The 17,838-nt window shown below is 64.5% G+C and carries 18 protein-coding genes and 2 pseudogenes; 4 read left to right on the top strand and 16 right to left on the bottom strand.

The features are described from left to right. Positions 1 to 33 precede the first annotated feature (33 nt). The gene (locus tag ACRQ5Q_RS18185; RefSeq protein ID WP_439368775.1) at positions 34 to 480 is read left to right on the top strand and encodes a hypothetical protein; all 447 of its coding nucleotides are present in this window, start codon (positions 34 to 36) and stop codon (positions 478 to 480) included. Between the two features lie 115 nt (positions 481 to 595). Here ACRQ5Q_RS18185 and ACRQ5Q_RS18180 read toward each other — a convergent pair whose 3' ends face one another. The 3 genes from ACRQ5Q_RS18180 to ACRQ5Q_RS18170 are packed head-to-tail and all read right to left on the bottom strand — an operon-like array spanning position 596 to position 4,603. Further along, positions 596 to 1,810: an RluA family pseudouridine synthase gene (locus ACRQ5Q_RS18180; protein WP_439399297.1), complete on the bottom strand. Its 1,215-nt coding sequence runs from the start codon at positions 1,808 to 1,810 to the stop codon at positions 596 to 598. Between the two features lie 52 nt (positions 1,811 to 1,862). Beyond that, positions 1,863 to 3,200 (bottom strand): replication-associated recombination protein A, encoded by a 1,338-nt coding sequence (locus tag ACRQ5Q_RS18175; protein ID WP_439368777.1) that lies wholly within the window; start codon positions 3,198 to 3,200, stop codon positions 1,863 to 1,865. Next, entirely contained in the window at positions 3,197 to 4,603 is a 1,407-nt protein-coding gene (locus ACRQ5Q_RS18170; RefSeq protein WP_439368779.1) for a DegQ family serine endoprotease, read from the bottom strand. Before ACRQ5Q_RS18170 ends, ACRQ5Q_RS18175 begins: the two co-directional genes overlap by 4 nt. 324 nt (positions 4,604 to 4,927) lie before the next feature. On the opposite strand from ACRQ5Q_RS18170, the gene ACRQ5Q_RS18165 reads away from it, so the two are divergent. Next, positions 4,928 to 6,559: an OprO/OprP family phosphate-selective porin gene (locus tag ACRQ5Q_RS18165; protein WP_439399295.1), complete on the top strand. Its 1,632-nt coding sequence runs from the start codon at positions 4,928 to 4,930 to the stop codon at positions 6,557 to 6,559. A 171-nt stretch (positions 6,560 to 6,730) separates the two neighbouring features. Here ACRQ5Q_RS18165 and ACRQ5Q_RS18160 read toward each other — a convergent pair whose 3' ends face one another. Next, a complete protein-coding gene (locus ACRQ5Q_RS18160; protein WP_439368783.1) occupies positions 6,731 to 7,108 on the bottom strand; it encodes a winged helix-turn-helix transcriptional regulator in 378 nt (125 codons plus the stop codon). A gap of 132 nt (positions 7,109 to 7,240) precedes the next feature. Here ACRQ5Q_RS18160 and ACRQ5Q_RS18155 point away from each other — a divergent pair, with 132 nt between their 5' ends. Continuing rightward, entirely contained in the window at positions 7,241 to 8,254 is a 1,014-nt protein-coding gene (locus ACRQ5Q_RS18155; RefSeq protein ID WP_439399293.1) for a zinc-binding alcohol dehydrogenase family protein, read from the top strand. Positions 8,255 to 8,317: 63 nt separating this feature from the next. Here ACRQ5Q_RS18155 and ACRQ5Q_RS18150 read toward each other — a convergent pair. After that, positions 8,318 to 8,614, bottom strand: a pseudogene (locus ACRQ5Q_RS18150) (DUF1330 domain-containing protein). A gap of 9 nt (positions 8,615 to 8,623) precedes the next feature. After that, the gene (locus tag ACRQ5Q_RS18145) at positions 8,624 to 9,412 is read right to left on the bottom strand and encodes an SDR family NAD(P)-dependent oxidoreductase (protein ID WP_439368785.1); all 789 of its coding nucleotides are present in this window, start codon (positions 9,410 to 9,412) and stop codon (positions 8,624 to 8,626) included. A gap of 333 nt (positions 9,413 to 9,745) precedes the next feature. On the opposite strand from ACRQ5Q_RS18145, the gene ACRQ5Q_RS18140 reads away from it, so the two are divergent. After that, positions 9,746 to 10,231, top strand: a complete 486-nt coding sequence (locus ACRQ5Q_RS18140; RefSeq protein ID WP_439399291.1) for a Bug family tripartite tricarboxylate transporter substrate binding protein — start codon at positions 9,746 to 9,748, stop codon at positions 10,229 to 10,231. 358 nt (positions 10,232 to 10,589) lie between these two features. Here ACRQ5Q_RS18140 and rplQ read toward each other — a convergent pair whose 3' ends face one another. The 10 genes and pseudogenes from rplQ to rpsE all read right to left on the bottom strand — a co-directional run bounded on the left by rplQ (position 10,590) and on the right by rpsE (position 17,797). Next, positions 10,590 to 11,006: a 50S ribosomal protein L17 gene (gene rplQ / locus ACRQ5Q_RS18135; protein ID WP_439399289.1), complete on the bottom strand. Its 417-nt coding sequence runs from the start codon at positions 11,004 to 11,006 to the stop codon at positions 10,590 to 10,592. A 121-nt stretch (positions 11,007 to 11,127) separates the two neighbouring features. Continuing rightward, complete coding sequence (locus ACRQ5Q_RS18130; RefSeq protein ID WP_018647259.1) at positions 11,128 to 12,159, bottom strand: DNA-directed RNA polymerase subunit alpha; 1,032 nt, start codon at positions 12,157 to 12,159, stop codon at positions 11,128 to 11,130. A gap of 112 nt (positions 12,160 to 12,271) precedes the next feature. After that, positions 12,272 to 12,661 carry a 30S ribosomal protein S11 gene (gene rpsK, locus ACRQ5Q_RS18125; RefSeq protein ID WP_007603045.1) on the bottom strand — a complete coding sequence of 130 codons (390 nt, stop codon included), beginning with the start codon at positions 12,659 to 12,661 and terminating at the stop codon, positions 12,272 to 12,274. Between the two features lie 122 nt (positions 12,662 to 12,783). Then, complete coding sequence (gene rpsM, locus ACRQ5Q_RS18120) at positions 12,784 to 13,152, bottom strand: 30S ribosomal protein S13 (protein ID WP_018647258.1); 369 nt, start codon at positions 13,150 to 13,152, stop codon at positions 12,784 to 12,786. A gap of 186 nt (positions 13,153 to 13,338) precedes the next feature. Continuing rightward, a complete protein-coding gene (locus tag ACRQ5Q_RS18115) occupies positions 13,339 to 14,208 on the bottom strand; it encodes an adenylate kinase (RefSeq protein ID WP_439375631.1) in 870 nt (289 codons plus the stop codon). Positions 14,209 to 14,271: 63 nt separating this feature from the next. Continuing rightward, positions 14,272 to 14,559: pseudogene (locus tag ACRQ5Q_RS18110) on the bottom strand (preprotein translocase subunit SecY); the annotation flags it as partial. Between the two features lie 331 nt (positions 14,560 to 14,890). After that, entirely contained in the window at positions 14,891 to 16,222 is a 1,332-nt protein-coding gene (gene secY / locus ACRQ5Q_RS18105) for a preprotein translocase subunit SecY (protein WP_439368788.1), read from the bottom strand. Positions 16,223 to 16,469: 247 nt separating this feature from the next. Beyond that, on the bottom strand, positions 16,470 to 16,955 hold the full coding sequence (rplO, locus tag ACRQ5Q_RS18100; RefSeq protein ID WP_018322273.1) for a 50S ribosomal protein L15: 486 nt from the start codon (positions 16,953 to 16,955) through the stop codon (positions 16,470 to 16,472). An 18-nt stretch (positions 16,956 to 16,973) separates the two neighbouring features. Further along, positions 16,974 to 17,180 (bottom strand): 50S ribosomal protein L30, encoded by a 207-nt coding sequence (gene rpmD / locus ACRQ5Q_RS18095; RefSeq protein ID WP_439368790.1) that lies wholly within the window; start codon positions 17,178 to 17,180, stop codon positions 16,974 to 16,976. A 23-nt stretch (positions 17,181 to 17,203) separates the two neighbouring features. Beyond that, entirely contained in the window at positions 17,204 to 17,797 is a 594-nt protein-coding gene (gene rpsE, locus ACRQ5Q_RS18090; protein WP_008136332.1) for a 30S ribosomal protein S5, read from the bottom strand. Positions 17,798 to 17,838 lie beyond the last annotated feature (41 nt).

The raw sequence follows: 17,838 nt of genomic DNA, 5'->3' as shown, positions 1-17,838 counted from the left end.
TAAGACCGGTGGCCGATAAAGCGAGCGCCGGGCATGCGGGAACTTGCGGGCATTGGGGCCGTGTTGGCAGGATTTTGGCTGGCCGCGGCCGAGGCCGGCTTCCGCAGCCCGGAATCGCTGGTCCGCAACGTCTACGCCCATTACGGCGAAGGCGCGCCGGAGCTGTCGAAGGGCCTGCCACGCGACGCCGTGACCGCCCGCCAGTTCTTCGATCCGCCGCTGCGCAGGGCCTGGAGCGCGCCGAGAATCGAGCCGTACGATTTCCTGGTGCAGAGCCCGAGCTGGAAGCTCGGCGCGGTCGCGATCGCAGTCGTCCGCAGGCAATACGACAAGACCTATGTCGCGGCGAATTTCGACAATCATGGCCGCCGGGTCGTGCTGAACTTCGTCCTGGTCAACGGCCCCGAGGGTTGGCTGATCACGGATGTCGAGAGCCCCCACGATTCTTTGCGGATGTTTCTGGAGCAGTTTCGGAATTGAGGGCGTGAACCACTTCTGTCTCTACACGGTCATTGCGAGCGCAGCAAAGCACTCCAGAGTCTCTCCTCGGAGGTAGTCTGGATTGCTTCGCTGCGCTCGCAATGACGGGGCTACCCTACTCCTCCGGCGCGTTCTCGATCGGGTCGAACCGGCTTGCATCGAGCCCCAGCAGATTCCACGACTGCTGCATGTGCGGCGGCAGCGGCGCGGTGGCATCGATCACGCCGCCGCGCGGATGCGGAATGACGATGCGACGCGCGAGCAGATGCAGGCGGTTTTGCAGGCCGCCCGGCAGTTGCCAGTTCTCGATGTTGAAATATTTGGGATCGCCGACGATGGGATGACCGATATGCTCCATGTGGGCGCGCAGCTGATGGGTTCGGCCCGTCACCGGCTTCAGCGACACCCAGGTCAGCTTGTTGCCGGCGGTCTCGACCACGGCATAGTAGGTCACCGCGTGGCTGGCGCCCTCATCGCCATGCTGGGCGATGCGCATGATGGTGTCGTCCTCGCTCTCTTCCTTGGCGAGGAAGGTCGAGATCCGGCCCTGCTTCGGCTTCGGCAGCCCCGGCACCAGCGCCCAATATACTTTTCGCGCCGAACGCGAGCGGAAGGCGCCGGTCAGATGCGAGGCGGCGAAGCGCGTCTTGGCGATCAGGAGACAGCCCGAGGTCTCGCGATCGATGCGGTGCACGAGGCGCGGCTTCTGGCCCTTGGCATCGCGCATCACCTCCAGCATCTGGTCGATGTGCCGTGTCATGCCCGAGCCGCCCTGCACGGCGAGGCCGGCGGGCTTGTTCAGGACGAGGACGTCGTCGTCCTCCCAGATCGTCATCTCCTTCAGCGCCTTGAGCGTCTTCTGCGCGGCTTCCGACAGCTCGCCGACCGCCTTCGGCGCGTCGAGCTTCAGCGGCGGAATGCGGACGCTCTGGCCTTCCTCCAGCCGGTCCTTGCTGTCGACGCGCCTGCCATCGACCCGCAGCTCGCCTTTGCGGACGACGCGCTGGATGTGCGAGAACGACAGGCCGGGAAAGCGCGCCTCGAGGAAGCGGTCGACGCGCATGTTGTTCTCGTCGGCCGTGACCGTGACGGTCTGCACCTTGGTCGGCAGCAGCGCCTCGACCGGCTTCTCCGGCGCAGGCCTTTCCTGGGCGGCTTTGGGCGGCCGCCGCTCGGCACGCTGTCCGGCAAGGCGCGGCGGCTTACTGCCCGGCTTGCCGCCCGGACGCGGTCCGGCCTTCTTTGCGCTACGCGCCTTAAATGGGCGGGCGTCATCGCGCTCGTCACGCGAACGGGGCCTTGGATTCATTCTCTTGATGCGGCGGCTCATGAATGCCTGCGTACCCTAAAAGCGGCCTTCCGTCACGGCGAAATGGCCGCCTCTAGCTCGAGCCGCCCCGCTCCTTGCGCAGCTTGGCCCAGTAGTCCAGCCGCTTCCTGATCTCGCGCTCGAAGCCGCGCTCGGGCGGGTCGTAGAAGGTCTGGCGGCCCAGGGCTTCCGGGAAGTAGTCCTGGCCGGAGAAGGCGTCGGGGGTGTCGTGGTCGTATTCGTAACCCGAGCCGTAGCCTTCCGACTTCATCAGCTTGGTCGGCGAGTTCAGGATGTGCTTTGGGGGCAGCAGCGAGCCGGCCTGCTTTGCGACCTGCATCGCCGTGCCGAAGGCGGTGTAGACCGCATTCGATTTCGGCGCGGTGGCAAGATAGACAACGGCCTGAGCGATGGCGAGCTCGCCCTCGGGGTGGCCAAGGAAGTCGAAGGCATCCTTCGCCGCATTGGCAATGACGAGCGCCTGGGGATCGGCAAGCCCGATGTCCTCGACCGCCATGCGCACGACGCGGCGGGCCAGGAACAGCGGGTCCTCGCCGGCATCCAGCATGCGCGCAAGATAATACAGCGCGGCATCGGGATCGGAGCCACGCACGGACTTATGCAGCGCCGAGATCAGGTTGTAGTGGCCGTCGGCCGACTTGTCGTAGATCGGCGCACGGCGCTGCAGGATCTCCTGTAACTGCGCGGCGTTGAAAATCTCGTCCGCCCGGGCCGAACGCCAGACCTCTTCGGCGAGCGTCAGCGACGCGCGGCCGTCACCATCGGCCATGCGCACCAGCACCGCGCGCGCCTCGGCATCGAGCGGCAGTTTCCTGCCCTCGACCTGCTCGGCATGCGCGAACAGCTTTTCGATCGCGGCGGCATCCAGAGAGCGGAACACCAGCACGCGCGCGCGCGACAAAAGCGCCGCGTTGAGCTCGAAGGACGGGTTTTCGGTGGTGGCGCCGACCATCACCACGGTGCCGTCCTCCATCACGGGCAGAAACGAGTCCTGCTGGGCGCGGTTGAATCTGTGCACCTCGTCCACGAACAGCAGCGTGCCCTTGCCCATCTCGCGGCGGGCGCGCGCGGCATCGAACGCCTTCTTGAGGTCCGCGACACCGGAGAACACCGCGGAGATCTGCTCGAAGTGCAGATCCGTGGCGTCCGCCAGCAGCCGCGCCACCGTGGTCTTGCCGGTGCCGGGCGGCCCCCAGAACACCAGCGAGCCCAGCGTGCGCGTCTCCAGCATGCGCGTCAGCGCGCCGTCGGGACCGAGGATGTGATCCTGGCCGACGACCTCCGACAGCACACGCGGACGCAACCGGTCCGGCAGCGGATGCGGAGCCTCGTGATCGAGCCCCGCCGCGGCAAAGAGAGTTGGCGTCTCCTGTGGTCGCTTCGGACTCATCCGCCCAGCGTAACGTTGATCTGCTGACCGCCGCGCACCACCGTGATGCGCCAGATCCGCGGGCGCTCGCTCGCCGCCTTTTCGAGATCGCCGGTCTTGCTGATCTTCTGGTTGTTGACGGCGAGGATGATGTCACCCTTCTGGAAGCCCACGCTCGCCGCCGCACTGTCGCCGCCGAGATCGGTGATCACGACGCCTTCGGTGTCGGCGTCCAGATGCAGCTCGTCGGCCACCGCCGGCGTGATGGTCGAGACTTTCGCGCCCTGGAACGGCGAACGTGCGGTGACGACCAGCTCGTTGCGCCCGGTGTCGGGCGCGGTCTCCAGCGCCACCGTCAGCTTGATCGGTTTGCCGCCGCGCTGCACGTCGATCTGCGCCGTGCCGCCCAGCGGGCGCGTCGCGAAGCGATAGTCGAAGGCGTTCGGATCATCCACGGCCTGGCCGTCGATCCCGGTGATGAGATCGGAGGATTTCAGGCCGGCCTTCGCCGCGGGGCCGTTCGACACCACGCTCGCGACCAGCGCGCCGGTCGGCGAACGCAGGCCGAGGCTCTCGGCGATTTCCGGCGTCACCGCCTGCAATCTCGCACCGAGCCAGGGACGCTTCACCGCCTTGCCGCCGCCCCTGGCGGAGGCGACGACGACACGCACCATGTTGGCGGGAATCGCAAAGCCGATGCCCTGCGAGCCACCGGAACGCGAATAGATCGCGGTGTTGATGCCGGCGAGCTTGCCGCTCATGTCGACCAGCGCGCCGCCGGAGTTGCCGGGATTGATCGCCGCATCCGTCTGGATGAAGAACTGGTAGTCGGTGATGCCGACCTGCGTGCGCGCCAGCGCCGAGATGATGCCGTGCGTCACCGTCTGGCCGACGCCGAAGGGATTGCCGATCGCGAGCACGACGTCGCCGACCAGCAGCTCGTCGGAATTGGTGAAGTCCAGCGTCGGGAACTTCTCCCTGGTGTCTTTCAGGCGGAGCACGGCCAGATCCGTGCGCGGATCCTTGAGCAGGATCTCGGCCTCGAACTCGCGCTTGTCCGACAGCGACACCCTGACCTGGTCCGCGCCCTCGATGACATGGACGTTGGTGACGACGAGGCCGGAGGCATCGACGATCACGCCGGAGCCGAGCGAGCGCTGCATCTGCTCCGGCTGCTGGCCCGGCACGCCGAAGAAGCGGCGGAAGATCGGGTCGTCCAGCAGCGGATTGCGGTTCTGCACCACCTTGGCGGCATAGACGTTGACGACCGCCGGCTGCACCCGCTGGACGATCGGCGCATAGGACAGCCGCAGTTCAGCCGGCGACGACGGGACCCGACGGTCCTGCGCCGCGGCCGGATCGAAGTGGGCCGAAAAGACTATGCACAATGCCGCGACGGCAGCAGTCCAGGTCGATCGAAACATTCCTACCTCTCGGAAAAGACGACGGAATATAGGCGCGTTCGCCCCCCAATAGAAGGGCGCCCGGCGGCAATATTCGGTCCCCTCCCCGGTGTGTCCGGCCTGCAAGACCCGCATGCGAATCGGCAATTAGGCCGGACTGTCCATTGGCATGATGCGCATCATCCAGCATTCTGGTGAGAAGCGGATTCGGTTGCAGCGAATTTGCATCAGTGGGAACCGCGCAACCGGGCGCAGCGTCGCGGGGCAGTCGTCGATCACACCTAGCTCTCCGTTCGCGACTTGGGAAGAGACGTGGGGAAGTTCGTTAAACGATGGAGGCATAAGGTGAGAAGGACAAGAATTGCAGCCACGGCGATTGGTCTCGCCGGCGCGCTGGCGGCCTCGCAGGCCCAGGCCCAGTCGGCCAGCAGCAGCGAGCAGGAAATCGCGCTGCTGAAGCAGCAGCTGAAGCTGCTGGAGCAGAAGCTCGACAAGCTCCAGAGCCAGACCGCCGCGAACACGGCGGCCACGGCGAAGGCGAAAGCCGAAGCCAAGGCCGAGGCGAAGGCCGAAGCGCGTTCGGAAGCGAAGGCAGCGGTGGCCAACGCGAACGCGGCAATCCCTGTCAAGGGGCCGGCGCATCCGTCGGGAGTCGTGGTGACGATGCCGAACAACCGGCCGACCATCTGCACCGCCGACGAGGCCAACTGCGTTGCCATCACCAGCCGCGTGCACTGGGATGTCGGCGGCTACGACTACCGGCCCAACACCGCGGCCACCGTGCCGCAAAAGCTCGACAGCGGTGAGAACGTTCGCCGTGCCCGCATCGGGGTCACCGGCAAATTCCTCAATGACTGGAATTTTGCCCTGATCTACGATTTCGGAGGCTCGTCCGACGGCTTTGGCGGCACCGGCGCCGCCGGCGCAACCCCTGTCGGCTTCCTGCCCGGCGGCGGCACCTCCGGCATCGAGAACGCTTATATCAGCTACACCGGGCTGAAGCCGTTCGGCGGCAAGATGGCGATCGAAGCCGGCGTCATGGATATTGCGTGGACCATGGATGAATCCACGAGTTCCAACGACATCGCCTTCATGGAGCGCGCCTCGGTCGGCGTCATCGCGCAAAATATCGCCGCCGGCGATTTCCGTTCTGCCGCCGGTGCCCGCTGGTACAACGACGTGTTCTATGCCGGCGCCTATGTGACCGGCCCGACCACGGGTGCCATTCACTCGGCCTCGAGCGTTTCACCTCCCGGCACCAGCGAGCAATACGGCGCGACGGCCCGCGTCGCAGGCCAGGTCGTGAGCGGCAACGACTACTCGGTGCATCTCGGCGCCGACGCCGAGTGGCTGATCCAGCCGCCGCGCAATCTGGTCGCGAACACGCAAACGCTCACGCTCAGCGATCGTCCCGAGCTGCGCATCGATCCCACGACGCTCATCTCGACCGGGGCGATTGCAAATGTATCGGGCGCGCAGGTTTATGGCGTGGAAGCCGCCGCGACCTATGGACCGCTCTGGGTCCAGGGCGAATACTACTGGTTCAACATCGATCGTGGTGCGAACACCGCCGTGGCGCCCATCGGTACGTCGAGCCTGAAATTCCAGGGCGGCTATGCTCAAGCGGCCTATGTCCTGACCGGTGAATCGCGCAAGTACAATCCGGGCAACGCGGCCTATGGGGGTATCAAGCCGAACGATCCGTTCTCGATCAACGGCGGCGGCTGGGGTGCATGGGAGATCGCCGGCCGCTACTCGACCGTGGATCTGAACGATCAGCTGGCGACCGCTGCCGGAATCGCCGGCGGGCGCCAGACCGTCTACACGCTGGCGGTCAACTGGTACGTCAACGGCAACGTCCGCTTCATGCTCGACTACCTGCACGGCACGGTGTCGAAGCAAGCCTCGGCGGTGTCGGCGGCGGACACCGGCTCGAAGTTCGACGCGGTTGCGTTGCGCACGCAGTTTGCGTTCTGACTTTACACCTCTTCCGCACAGAGAGGTCGCGCCGAAGGCTCTGAGGGGTTACGGTCTATCGAGGATGCTGCGCCCCCTCACCCGAATTGCCCTGGACGATGCTTCGCATCGCCAGGCGCAATTCGACCTGTCCCCGTCGGGCAGAGGTAACGGCACTGCCCGTCACCTTCATCACGCAGCGCGCTTCGGCTTCTTCACGACCACGGCCGGCGGCGCGCAGGACAGGCGCTGCTGATGGCTCTCGCCCCAGGCCTTGAGGATGTCGATGACAGGCTTGAGGCTCTCACCCAACTCGGAGAGGCAATACTCCACCCGCGGCGGCACCTCCGCATAGACCTTGCGGATGACCAGCTTGTCCTCCTCCAGGGCGCGCAGCTGTTTCGTGAGCATGCGCTGGGTGATGCCGGGCATCCGGCGGCGCAATTCGCCGAAGCGCTGGGTTCCGCTCTGCAGGTGGTAGAGGATCACGCCCTTCCACTTGCCGTCGATCAGGTCCAGCGTTGTCTCGACGGAGCAGCCCGGACGACGGGCAAAATTGCGCCGTTTCATGCATGTTTTCCCGATAGTATCCAAACAGGGACTATATCCCCGAATTTACAGTACTTGCCAAATGGACGCCAGCGGGACAGTTAGCAGGCAGGGCACATCCAAAGCTATCGCGCCAACTGATGGAGACACGCCATGAAGGCCGTCGGCTACAAGAAATCGCTCCCTATCGACGACGCGGATTCACTGATCGATTTCGAGACCGCAAAACCCGAGCCCAAGGGACGCGACATCCGCGTCGCCGTGAAGGCGATCTCGGCCAATCCGGTCGACTACAAGGTGCGCAAGCGCGCCGCCCCGCCCGAGGGCGAGACCAAGGTCCTCGGCTATGACGCAGCCGGCGTGGTCGACGCCGTCGGCCCCGAGGTCACGCTGTTCAAGCCGGGCGACGAGGTGTTCTGCGCCGGTTCGATCCTGCGCCAGGGCACCAACGCCGAATTCCACCTGGTCGACGAACGCATCGTCGGCAACAAGCCGACGTCGCTCTCGTTTGCGCAGGCCGCAGCCCTTCCCCTCACCTCCATCACCGCCTGGGAATTGCTGTTCGATCGGCTCGGCGCCGTCCCCGGCAAGAGTGTCGATCCGCGCACGCTGCTGATCACCGGCGGTGCCGGCGGCGTCGGCTCGATCCTGATCCAGCTTGCGCGCCGCCTCACCGGGCTCACGGTGCTCGCGACCGCGACGCGGCCGGAATCGCAGAAATGGTGCCTCGATCTCGGCGCACACGCGGTGGTCGATCACGGCAAGCCGATGAAGGAGCAGATCGAGAAATTGAAGCTGCCGCCGGTCGCGCTGGTGGCAAGCCTCACCTTCACCGACCAGCACTACAAGGCGATCGCGGAGTTCATGGCCCCACAGGGCAGGTTCGGCCTGATCGACGATCCGGCCGAGTTCACCATGAGCACATTCAAGGGCAAGGCGATCTCGGTGCACTGGGAATCGATGTTCACGCGCTCCTCGTTCCAGACCCCTGACATGATCGCGCAGCATCATCTGCTCAACGACGTGGCCGACCTCATCGATAAGGGCGTGTTGCGCACGACGCTCGACCAGACCTTTGGCACGATCAATGCCGCCAACCTCAAGCGTGCGCATGCGCTGCTGGAGAGCGGCAAGTCCCGCGGCAAGATCGTGCTGGAGGGGTGGTGACGAAGACCTCGTGGGGTGGGCAAAGGCGCACTTGCGCCATGCCCATCTTGCCATTTCGATGCTCTAGGCTGGCATCACGCCCTCGACAAAGATCAATCGCCGCTCGAGCGCAGCGGCGCGGATCTTCAACGCCTCGGCATATTCCGGCGAGGCGTACCATTCCTTCAGCCGCGCCATCGAGGGGAATTCGACGATGACGATGGCCTTCGGCGGAAGGTTGCCTTCCGCCAGCTCGGCCTTGCCGCCACGAACGAGATAGCGCCCGCCAAACTACGCGATCGTCTTCGCGGCGAGCGCCCGATAGGCGTCGAAACCCTCGAGATCGCGCATCTCGACTTCGGAAATCACATAAGCGGTCATAGGCGGCTCTTACGCGATCGTATTGACGATGCCGCCCTCTGCCCGCAGCGCCGCACCGTTGGTCGCGGACGCCTCCTTCGAGGCGACGTAAACAACCATGTTGGCGATCTCGTCGACGCTGGCAAAACGCTGGATCAGCGAGCTCGGCCGATGCTGCTTGACGAAATTGGCCGCCGCCTCGTCCACAGACTGTCCGTTTTGCTTCGCGAGATCCTTCACGAAGGTCTCGACACCCTCCGACATGGTCGGGCCCGGCAGCACGGAATTGACGGTGACCCCGGTGCCGCGGGTGAGTTGCGCGAGGCCGCGCGCGACCGACAGCTGGGCCGTCTTGCTCATGCCGTAGTGGATCATCTCGACGGGGATGTTGAGCCCGGACTCCGAGGAGATGAAGACGATGCGGCCCCAGTTGCGTTTGAGCATGCCCTTCATGTAGGCCCGCGACAGCCGCACGCCGCTCATCACGTTGACCTCGAAGAAGCGGGTCCAGTCCTCGTCGGGGATGTCGAAAAAATCCTTCGGCTCGAAAATGCCGGCGTTGTTGACGAGGATGTCGACCTCCGGCAGAGCCACCACCAGCGCCTTGCAGCCCGCAGCGGTGGAGACGTCGGCAGCGATGCCGCGGACCTTGGCGCCCGTCCCTTCCAGCCTGCGCACCGCGGCGTCGACTTTGTCCTGGCCGCGCCCGTTGATCACGACGCTGGCGCCGGAGGCAGCGAGGCCCTTGGCGACGGCGTGGCCGATGCCGGCGGTCGAGCCGGTCACGAGTGCGGTCTTTCCGGAAAGGTCGATGTTCATGCGATATCTCCCTCGGTTCGGTGCTGGTGATATCGGACGCGGCGGATCGGGTTGCAATCGGCGCTCACCAATCGGTGAGGCGCTGCAAAGCCATTCCGACGGCAACATCGACGCCCTGCCTACTCCCCCGATGGAACGATTATTGCTAGGTTGCGCCGAGCACTCTTGCTCGTGTGAACACGGAACACCTCTACAGAAAATCAACGGCTCTCACGGTTGTCCTCGGGTTGACCGGCCTGATCGGCGGCACTTCGCTCGCATCGGCTCAAGCGGTCTATCCGGAAAAGTCGTTGCAATTGCTCGTCCCGTTCCCGCCCGGCGGCGGCTTCGGACGTGCTCGCGCGCATCTTCGGCGGCGAACTCGAAACCCGGCTCGGCAAGCCCGTGGTCATCATGAACCACCCCGGCGGCGGCACCACGATCGCGGCCAAGGAAGCCGCGCGCGCGGCACCTGACGGATACACCCTGTTCTACAGCTCGAACTCGAGCTTCACCCTGCCGGCCGCCGTGAAGGAAAGCGTGCCCTACGACGCCGCCAAGGATTTCGAGCCGATCGGACGGAAAGGCCAAACCACCTTCGCGCTCGTCACCTACCGCGACAATCCGATCAACGACGTTGCCTCGTTGGTCACTGAAGCGAAGGCCAATCCGGACAAGCTGTCGCCGGCCTCCTTCGGCGTGGCGACCGTCTCGCATTTCGCCGGCGAGCTGTTCAAGTCGGCCGCCGGGATCAAGATGGTGCACCTGCCCTACAAGGGCAGTGCGCCGGCGATGAACGACCTGATCGGCAAGCACATCAGTATCACGTCGACACGGTGACCGCCGTGAAGCCGCAGATCGAGGCCTGCACCGTCAAGGTGCTCGCGGTGTTCTCGGGCAAGCGCACGCCATTCTTGCCCGACGTGCCGACGCTCGCCGAGCTCGGAGCTGACGACCACGCTGGAAGAGATCGTCAACACCCCTTCAGTCATCGAGCGCTTCACCCAGGTCGGCTTCGAACCGGGCTTCGTGCGCTACAGCAACTGGGCAGGCACCATCGGCAAGGAGACGGCCGAGATGAAGGAGATCGCACAACGGGCGGGGATCAAGGAGGAATAGCCTCGCGGATCCGCATCATTGCAGGAATGAAAAACGGCGCCCGAGGGCGCCGTTCTCAATCCGTATCCGCTGAAACGGCTTACGCCGCCTCGGCTTCCTTCTCCTGCACCGGACCGGAATCCTGGCCCTTGGCGTCGACGTCGCGATCGACGAACTCGATCACGGCCATCGCGGCGTTGTCGCCGTAGCGGAAGCCCGCCTTGATGATGCGGGTGTAGCCGCCCTGGCGATCCTTGTAGCGGGTCGCGAGCGTATCGAAGAGCTTCTTGATCATGTCGACGTCGCGCAGCTCGGCGATCGCCTGGCGGCGCAGCGACAGGCCGCCCTTCTTGCCGAGGGTGACGAGCTTCTCGACGATCGGACGGAGCTCCTTGGCCTTCGGCAGCGTGGTGACGATCTGCTCGTGCTTGATCAGCGCGGCCGCCATGTTGGCGAACATCGCCTTGCGGTGCTCGGCCGTGCGGTTGAGCTTCCGATGAACCTTGCCGTGACGCATGTGTCTATTCCTTACATATGAACTGCCGCGACGGTTGGTCGGACCAGTTGCTCAGGTGGGCTTCCTGCGTTCGCCCATAAAAATCGCGGCCAGATCTCTCCGGCCGCGACGGTGAAGTCGATCAGTAGTGATCCTCGAAGCGCTTGGCGAGCTCGTCGATGTTCTCCGGCGGCCAGCCCGGCACTTCCATGCCGAGGTGCAGACCCATCTGGGCCAGCACTTCCTTGATCTCGTTCAGCGACTTGCGGCCGAAGTTCGGGGTCCGGAGCATTTCCGCCTCGCTCTTCTGCACGAGGTCGCCGATGTAGACGATGTTGTCGTTCTTCAAGCAGTTGGCCGAACGAACCGACAGCTCGAGTTCGTCCACCTTCTTGAGGAAGGCCGGATTGAAGGCGAGGTCCGGGATGATCTCCTGGGCGACTTCCTTGCGCGGCTCTTCGAAGTTGACGAACACGTTGAGCTGATCCTGCAGGATGCGGGCGGCATAGGCCACCGAGTCATCCGGCGAGATCGCGCCGTTGGTCTCGATCGTCATGGTCAGCTTGTCGTAGTCGAGAATCTGGCCCTCGCGGGTGTTCTCGACCTTGTAGGAGACCTTGCGGACCGGCGAATACAGGCTATCGACCGGGATCAGGCCGATCGGCGCGTCCTCGGGACGGTTGCGCTCGGCGGGCACGTAGCCCTTGCCCGTGGAGACCGTGAACTCCATGCGGATCTCGGCGCCCTCGTCGAGGGTGCAGATCTGCAGGTCCGGATTCAGCACGGTGACGTCGCCGACGGTCTGGATGTCGCCAGCGGTGACGACGCCCGGGCCCTGCTTCTTCACGACCATGCGCTTGGGGCCTTCGCCCTGCATCTTGATCGAGATGTCCTTGATGTTCAGCACGATGTCGGTAACGTCCTCACGGACGCCCGCGATCGAGGAGAACTCGTGCAGCACGCCGTCGATGTGCACCGACTGCACCGCCGCGCCCTGGAGCGAGGAGAGCAGGATGCGGCGCAGCGCGTTGCCGAGGGTCTGGCCGAAGCCGCGCTCGAGCGGCTCGGCGACGATGGTCGCGAAACGCGAGGAGTCACTGCCGGGCGTGACCTGGAGCTTGTTCGGCCGAATCAGTTCTTGCCAATTTTTCTGGATCGTCACTGTTTCACCCATACAGGCCAGTCGAACTGCCGTTGCAGACACTGGCGTTGGAGAAAGGCCGCAGGTTGCACCCGCGGCTTCTTAGTAAAGTCATTGCGGGCGCCGATGCGCCCGCAACTTGGTATCAAACGCGCCGACGCTTGCGGGGACGGCAACCGTTGTGCGGGATCGTGGTCACGTCGCGGATCGAGGTGACGGTGAAGCCCGCGGCCTGCAGCGCGCGGAGCGCCGACTCGCGGCCCGAACCGGGACCGGCGACTTCGACTTCCAGCGTGCGCATGCCATGCTCCTGCGCCTTCTTCGAGACGTCCTCGGCGGCGACCTGGGCGGCATACGGGGTCGACTTGCGCGAGCCCTTGAAGCCCATCGTGCCGGCGGACGACCAGGCAATCGTGTTGCCCTGCGCGTCGGTGATGGTGATGGTCGTGTTGTTGAACGACGAGTTCACATGCGCAACGCCGGAGGCGATGTTCTTGCGCTCACGACGGCGAACGCGGGTGGCTTCCTTGCCCATTGAGTCCCTTTCCTGAAGATCTCAAACGCCGCCGTAATGCCAGCGGCTACACCTGTGGAACGAAAAGCGCGTGGCGAAGGGGTCATTCCCTTTCGCCACACGCCGCGATTGGATGCGAAAACTTACTTCTTCTTGCCGGCGATGGCCTTGGCCGGACCCTTGCGCGTACGCGCATTGGTGTGGGTACGCTGACCGCGCACCGGCAGACCGCGACGATGGCGCAGGCCGCGATAGCAGCCGAGGTCCATCAGACGCTTGATGTTGATTCCGACCTCACGACGCAGGTCGCCCTCGACGAGATAGTCGCGGTCGATCACTTCGCGGATCTGCAGCACTTCGGCGTCGCTGAGCTGATTGACGCGACGATCCTCGGGGATCTTCACCTTCTCGATGATGTCACCGGCGATCTTCGGGCCGATGCCATGGATGTACTGAAGCGCGATCAGCACGCGCTTGTTGGTGGGAATGTTCACGCCGGCAATACGGGCCACGGCCTTCTCTCCTGTTGCCGATCCCTCGTCAGGAATCGGGCTTAAGTGCTTGCTTTCTCGGGCAGGTGTTCACAAACGCGAACACGACGCCCACCCCCGGTCTTCCTGGGGCCCGGCATCGTCTGAAACTATCCGACTTGGATGCGGGGCTTATTAGGGGATTCCAGGGGCTTTCGTCAACCACTGCTAGCGCTTGGATCGCTTTTTCGTGACCTTTTTTGGTCCCTTCTTCGAACCTTTTTTGACGGTCTTCTTGGCGGTCTTTTTGACCGTTTTCTTGGCTGTTTTCCTGGCTGTTTTCTTGGCGGTCTTCTTCGCCGCCTTCTTGGTCCCCTCCACGGCCTTCTTGGCCGCCTTTTTGGAGGTTTTGGCCGCTTTTTTAGCCGATATTGCCGGCTTTCTGGCGGCCTTGGCCTTCTTGGCGGGGCCCGATTTGGCCGCGCTGCGGGCGTGGGTCTTGGGTTCCACCGCCCCGAGCGCCAGGAGCTGGCGGTGGATCGCGCGGGTGACCTCGTCGATCGCCATCATGCCGTCGATGGTGGAGAGCTTGCGCCGCTCGGAATAGTAGTGAATCAGCGGTTCCGTCTGGCTGCGGTAGCTGGCCAGGCGCTTGGTTAGAACCTCCGGAGTGTCGTCGACCCGGACCTCCTCCCCGCGCTCGCGCATCTGGGCGACGCGGGTCTCGACCCGGCTCAGAAGCGCACTCTCGTTGACGCGGAGCTCGATCACCGCATCGAGCTTGAGATGCTTGTGCTTCAGCAACTCATCCAGCGCCTCGGCCTGCGGCACGGTGCGCGGGAAGCCATCGAGGATGAAACCGTTCTTGGCGTCGGGCTGGTCGATCCGATCGGAGATGATTCCGACCACGACGTCATCAGGCACGAGACCGCCGCCGGCCATGATCTCCTTGGCCTTGAGCCCGACCGGCGTTCCCGCCGCGACGGCCGCGCGCAGCATCTCGCCGGTCGACAGCTGGACGATGCCATAGCGCTGCACCAAGAGCTGCGCCTGGGTCCCCTTGCCTGACCCCGGCGGTCCCAGAAGTATAATTCTCATCGGCGTACGCCCCCCCGGATTGGTGAGCGATACCTCGCGCACCTGTGTTTGAAGATCGAGAATAGTGCAAACCACAATCAGCGCCGCACCACCACCCATTTTATAAACCAGCGCGTTCCCGTAGGCCAAGAACACCTCGGGAATCAGCGATAGGGCCGCCAGGTAGCCGGCGCCGATCACGGTGCTCGGCGACACCATGCGATCGAGATAACTGGCTGTTGCCTCGCCCGGCAAGACGCCGGAAATCACGCCGCCCTGCCGGGCAAGCGATTCGGCGACATGATCGGGGTCGATGACAAAGGCCATGTAGACGAAGGTCAACGCGAATACTGCGATCGATCCGAGAACGATGTGGGCCTTGTCGCCGTACTGCAGATGCGCGCTGATGGCTTCGACCCGGAATCTCCATGATCAGCGTGAGCTTGCGCCGGCCGGCTTCGCCCCCGAGCGCCCTCGGCCTGCGCCACACCGCAGCGCGAGCTGAACGAGAATTGCTGCAGCCAGATAGGGAAACAGAGACTGGGAGAAGATCGAAACCGGGGCCATCCTGTCCGTCGCGCCCCCGCCATTCACCGCGACTCCCGCGATCGGGGATCTGGGCGCCGAGCCTGAAAAGGAGCAGCGCGCCGATCGTGAAAGCGACCGGCGCGCGAGCTCCTGCTCAACTGGAGCGACGCCGCAGCTAGCGGCGGCGACCGCGCAGCTTCGACTTGCGGATCAGGCCTTCGTATTGATGGGCCAGCAGATAGCCCTGCACCTGCGCCACCGTGTCCATGGTGACGCTGACGACGATCAGCAGCGAGGTGCCGCCGAAGTAGAACGGCACCGAGGCGTAGGAGATCAGGATCTCCGGGATCAAGCAGACGATGGCGAGATAGATCGCACCGAGCACAGTGATACGCGACAGCACGTAGTCGATGTATTCGGCGGTGCGCTCGCCGGGGCGGATGCCCGGAATGAAGCCGCCATGCTTCTTCAGATTGTCCGCCGTCTCGGTCGGGTTGAACACGATCGCGGTGTAGAAGAACGCGAAGAACACGATCAGCGCGAGATAGAGGATCAGGAACAGCGGACGGCCATGGCCGAGCTGGGTGGTGATCCACTGGAACCATTCCGGGCCGCTGCCCGCGTTGAAGTTCGCAACCGTGGTCGGCAGCAGGAGCAGCGAGGACGCGAAGATCGGCGGGATCACGCCCGAGGTGTTGAGCTTGAGCGGCAGATGCGAGGACTGGCCCTCGAACATCTTGTTGCCGACCTGACGCTTCGGATACTGGATCAAGAGCCGGCGCTGGGCGCGCTCCATGAACACGATGAAGGCGATCACGGCGACGGCCATGATGATGACGACCAGGATCAGGCCGGTCGACATCGCGCCCTGACGGCCGAGCTCGAGCATGTTGGCGAGCGCCGCGGGCAGCTCCGCGACGATGCCGGACAGAATGATGAGCGAGATGCCGTTGCCGATGCCGCGGGAGGTGATCTGCTCGCCCAGCCACATCAGGAACATGGTGCCGCCGGTCAGCGTGATCGCCGTGGACAGGCGGAAGAACATGCCGGGCTCGCTGACGACGTTGCCTGCGCCTTCGAGACCCACCGCGATACCGTAGGACTGGAACGCAGCCAGGATCACGGTCAGGTAGCGGGTGTATTGGTTCAGCGTCTTGCGGCCGGCCTCACCTTCCTTCTTCAGCGCCTCGAGCTGCGGCGAGACGGTGGTCAGGAGCTGGATGATGATCGAGGCCGAGATGTACGGCATGATGTTCAGCGCGAAGATCGCCATGCGGTGGATGCCGCCGCCGGCGAACATGTTGAACATGCCGAGGATGCCGCCCGCCTGGGACTTGAACACCTGCTCCCAGATGTTGGGATCGATGCCCGGCAGCGGGATGTAGGTTCCGAGCCGATAAACGAGCAGCGCACCCAGGGTGAACCAGATGCGCTTCTTCAGTTCGTCGGCCTTGGCGAACGCGCCGAAATTGAGATTGGCTGCCAGTTGTTCCGCTGCAGAGACCATCTTGGACTTTCTCCCGCCGCCTGTTGCGCCGTCATGCCCGCGGCCGGGCTACTAGAGCGCGATGAAACCAGGAGGCCTCATCATCGCGCTTTAGGCTGTCGTTCGAGCATGATCTTTTCGGAAAACCGCTTCACACTTTTCCGGATCATGCTTTAGCGGACGCCGGACATTATCTGGGGCTCGGCTTCGATAAGTCCACGTCCCGCATGCGTAAAGGCCCGCGAGCCGCGGGCCAATGACGCAGTTGTTACGCCGCCTCGCCTTCTTCCTTGGCCGGGGCGAGGATCTTCACCGAACCGCCGGCCTTCTCGACGGCCGCGATTGCGGTCTTGGTGGCGCCATGCACTTCGATGTTGAGCTTGGACTTGAGCTCGCCACGGCCGAGCAGCCGCAGACCGGCCTTGGCGCGGCGCAGCACGCCGCCCTTCACCAGGGCCTCGACGTTCACGACGCTGCCGGCGTCGATCTTCTTGGCATCGACCGCTTCCTGGAGCCGGTCGAGATTGATCTCGGCGAACTCGACGCGGAAGATGTTGTTGAAGCCGCGCTTGGGCAGACGGCGATGCATCGGCATCTGGCCGCCTTCAAAACCCTTGATGCGCACGCCCGAACGCGCGGTCTGGCCCTTGCCGCCGCGGCCGGACTGCTTGCCCTTGCCCGAACCGATGCCGCGGCCGACGCGCATGCGCTTCTTGCGCGAGCCGGCGTTGTCGGCGATATCGCTGAGCTTCATCGCCCTTCTCCTTGTCTCTTACTTCTCGTCGACAATGCGGACGAGATGGTGAACCTTCTCGATCATGCCACGAACCGCCGGAGTGTCCGGCAGTTCGCTGGTGCGGCCGATCTTGTTGAGCTTGAGCCCGATCAGCGTCGAGCGCTGCGAGTGATGGCGGCGGATCGCGCTGCCGGTCTGCTCGAGCTTGATCGTCTTGCTGGACTTAGCGGCGTCCTTGGCCATGGGAGTCTACTCCAAAGCTTCCGTTAGTCGGCAGCCGCCTCGGCATCGCCACCGATACGGCGCGACTGCAGAGTGGACACCTTGATGTTGCGGCGGGCTGCGACCGAACGCGGCGAATCCTGATGCTTCAGCGCGTCGAAGGTCGCGCGAACCATGTTGTACGGGTTCGACGAGCCGATCGACTTCGCCACCACGTCCTGGACGCCGAGGGTCTCGAACACGGCGCGCATCGGGCCGCCCGCGATGATGCCGGTACCGGCCGGAGCTGCACGCAGGTAGACACGGCCCGCGCCATGACGGCCGGCGATGTCGTGATGGAGGGTGCGGCCCTCGCGCAGCGACACCCGGGTCAGGTTGCGCTTGGCGGACTCGGTTGCCTTGCGGATCGCCTCGGGCACCTCGCGCGCCTTGCCGTGACCGAAGCCGGCGCGGCCCTTCTGGTCGCCGATCACGACCAGCGCTGCGAAACCGAAGCGCTTGCCGCCCTTGACGACCTTGGCCACGCGGTTGATGTGGACCAGCTTGTCGACGAACTCGCTGTCGCGCTCCTCGCGCTCCTTGCGTTCACGTCCGCCGCCGCGTTGATCGCGTCCACCACGTTGTTCGCGTTCTGCCATTTTTCCAATCCTTCAGAGGCTTACGCCTCAATCCTCAAATT

The organism is Bradyrhizobium sp. PMVTL-01 (assembly GCF_051861855.1).
Classification (GTDB): Bacteria; Pseudomonadota; Alphaproteobacteria; order Rhizobiales; family Xanthobacteraceae; genus Bradyrhizobium.
The sequence above is the reverse complement of the archived record's forward strand: the minus strand, read 5'-3'. Positions and strand labels throughout refer to the sequence as shown.

Coding starts and splice junctions, on each gene's coding strand:
- secY (WP_439368788.1), bottom strand. CDS start 16,222: ATGGTCTCTGCAGCGGAACAACTGGCAGCCAATCTCAATTTCGGCGCG.
- ACRQ5Q_RS18115 (WP_439375631.1), bottom strand. CDS start 14,208: ATGAGAATTATACTTCTGGGACCGCCGGGGTCAGGCAAGGGGACCCAG.
- rplQ (WP_439399289.1), bottom strand. CDS start 11,006: ATGCGTCACGGCAAGGTTCATCGGAAGCTCAACCGCACGGCCGAGCAC.
- ACRQ5Q_RS18160 (WP_439368783.1), bottom strand. CDS start 7,108: ATGAAACGGCGCAATTTTGCCCGTCGTCCGGGCTGCTCCGTCGAGACA.
- ACRQ5Q_RS18155 (WP_439399293.1), top strand. CDS start 7,241: ATGAAGGCCGTCGGCTACAAGAAATCGCTCCCTATCGACGACGCGGAT.
- rpsK (WP_007603045.1), bottom strand. CDS start 12,661: ATGGGCAAGGAAGCCACCCGCGTTCGCCGTCGTGAGCGCAAGAACATC.
- ACRQ5Q_RS18170 (WP_439368779.1), bottom strand. CDS start 4,603: ATGTTTCGATCGACCTGGACTGCTGCCGTCGCGGCATTGTGCATAGTC.
- rpsE (WP_008136332.1), bottom strand. CDS start 17,797: ATGGCAGAACGCGAACAACGTGGTGGACGCGATCAACGCGGCGGCGGA.
- rplO (WP_018322273.1), bottom strand. CDS start 16,955: ATGAAGCTCAGCGATATCGCCGACAACGCCGGCTCGCGCAAGAAGCGC.
- rpmD (WP_439368790.1), bottom strand. CDS start 17,180: ATGGCCAAGGACGCCGCTAAGTCCAGCAAGACGATCAAGCTCGAGCAG.
- ACRQ5Q_RS18145 (WP_439368785.1), bottom strand. CDS start 9,412: ATGAACATCGACCTTTCCGGAAAGACCGCACTCGTGACCGGCTCGACC.
- ACRQ5Q_RS18130 (WP_018647259.1), bottom strand. CDS start 12,159: ATGGGTGAAACAGTGACGATCCAGAAAAATTGGCAAGAACTGATTCGG.
- ACRQ5Q_RS18180 (WP_439399297.1), bottom strand. CDS start 1,810: ATGAGCCGCCGCATCAAGAGAATGAATCCAAGGCCCCGTTCGCGTGAC.
- ACRQ5Q_RS18185 (WP_439368775.1), top strand. CDS start 34: ATGCGGGAACTTGCGGGCATTGGGGCCGTGTTGGCAGGATTTTGGCTG.
- ACRQ5Q_RS18175 (WP_439368777.1), bottom strand. CDS start 3,200: ATGAGTCCGAAGCGACCACAGGAGACGCCAACTCTCTTTGCCGCGGCG.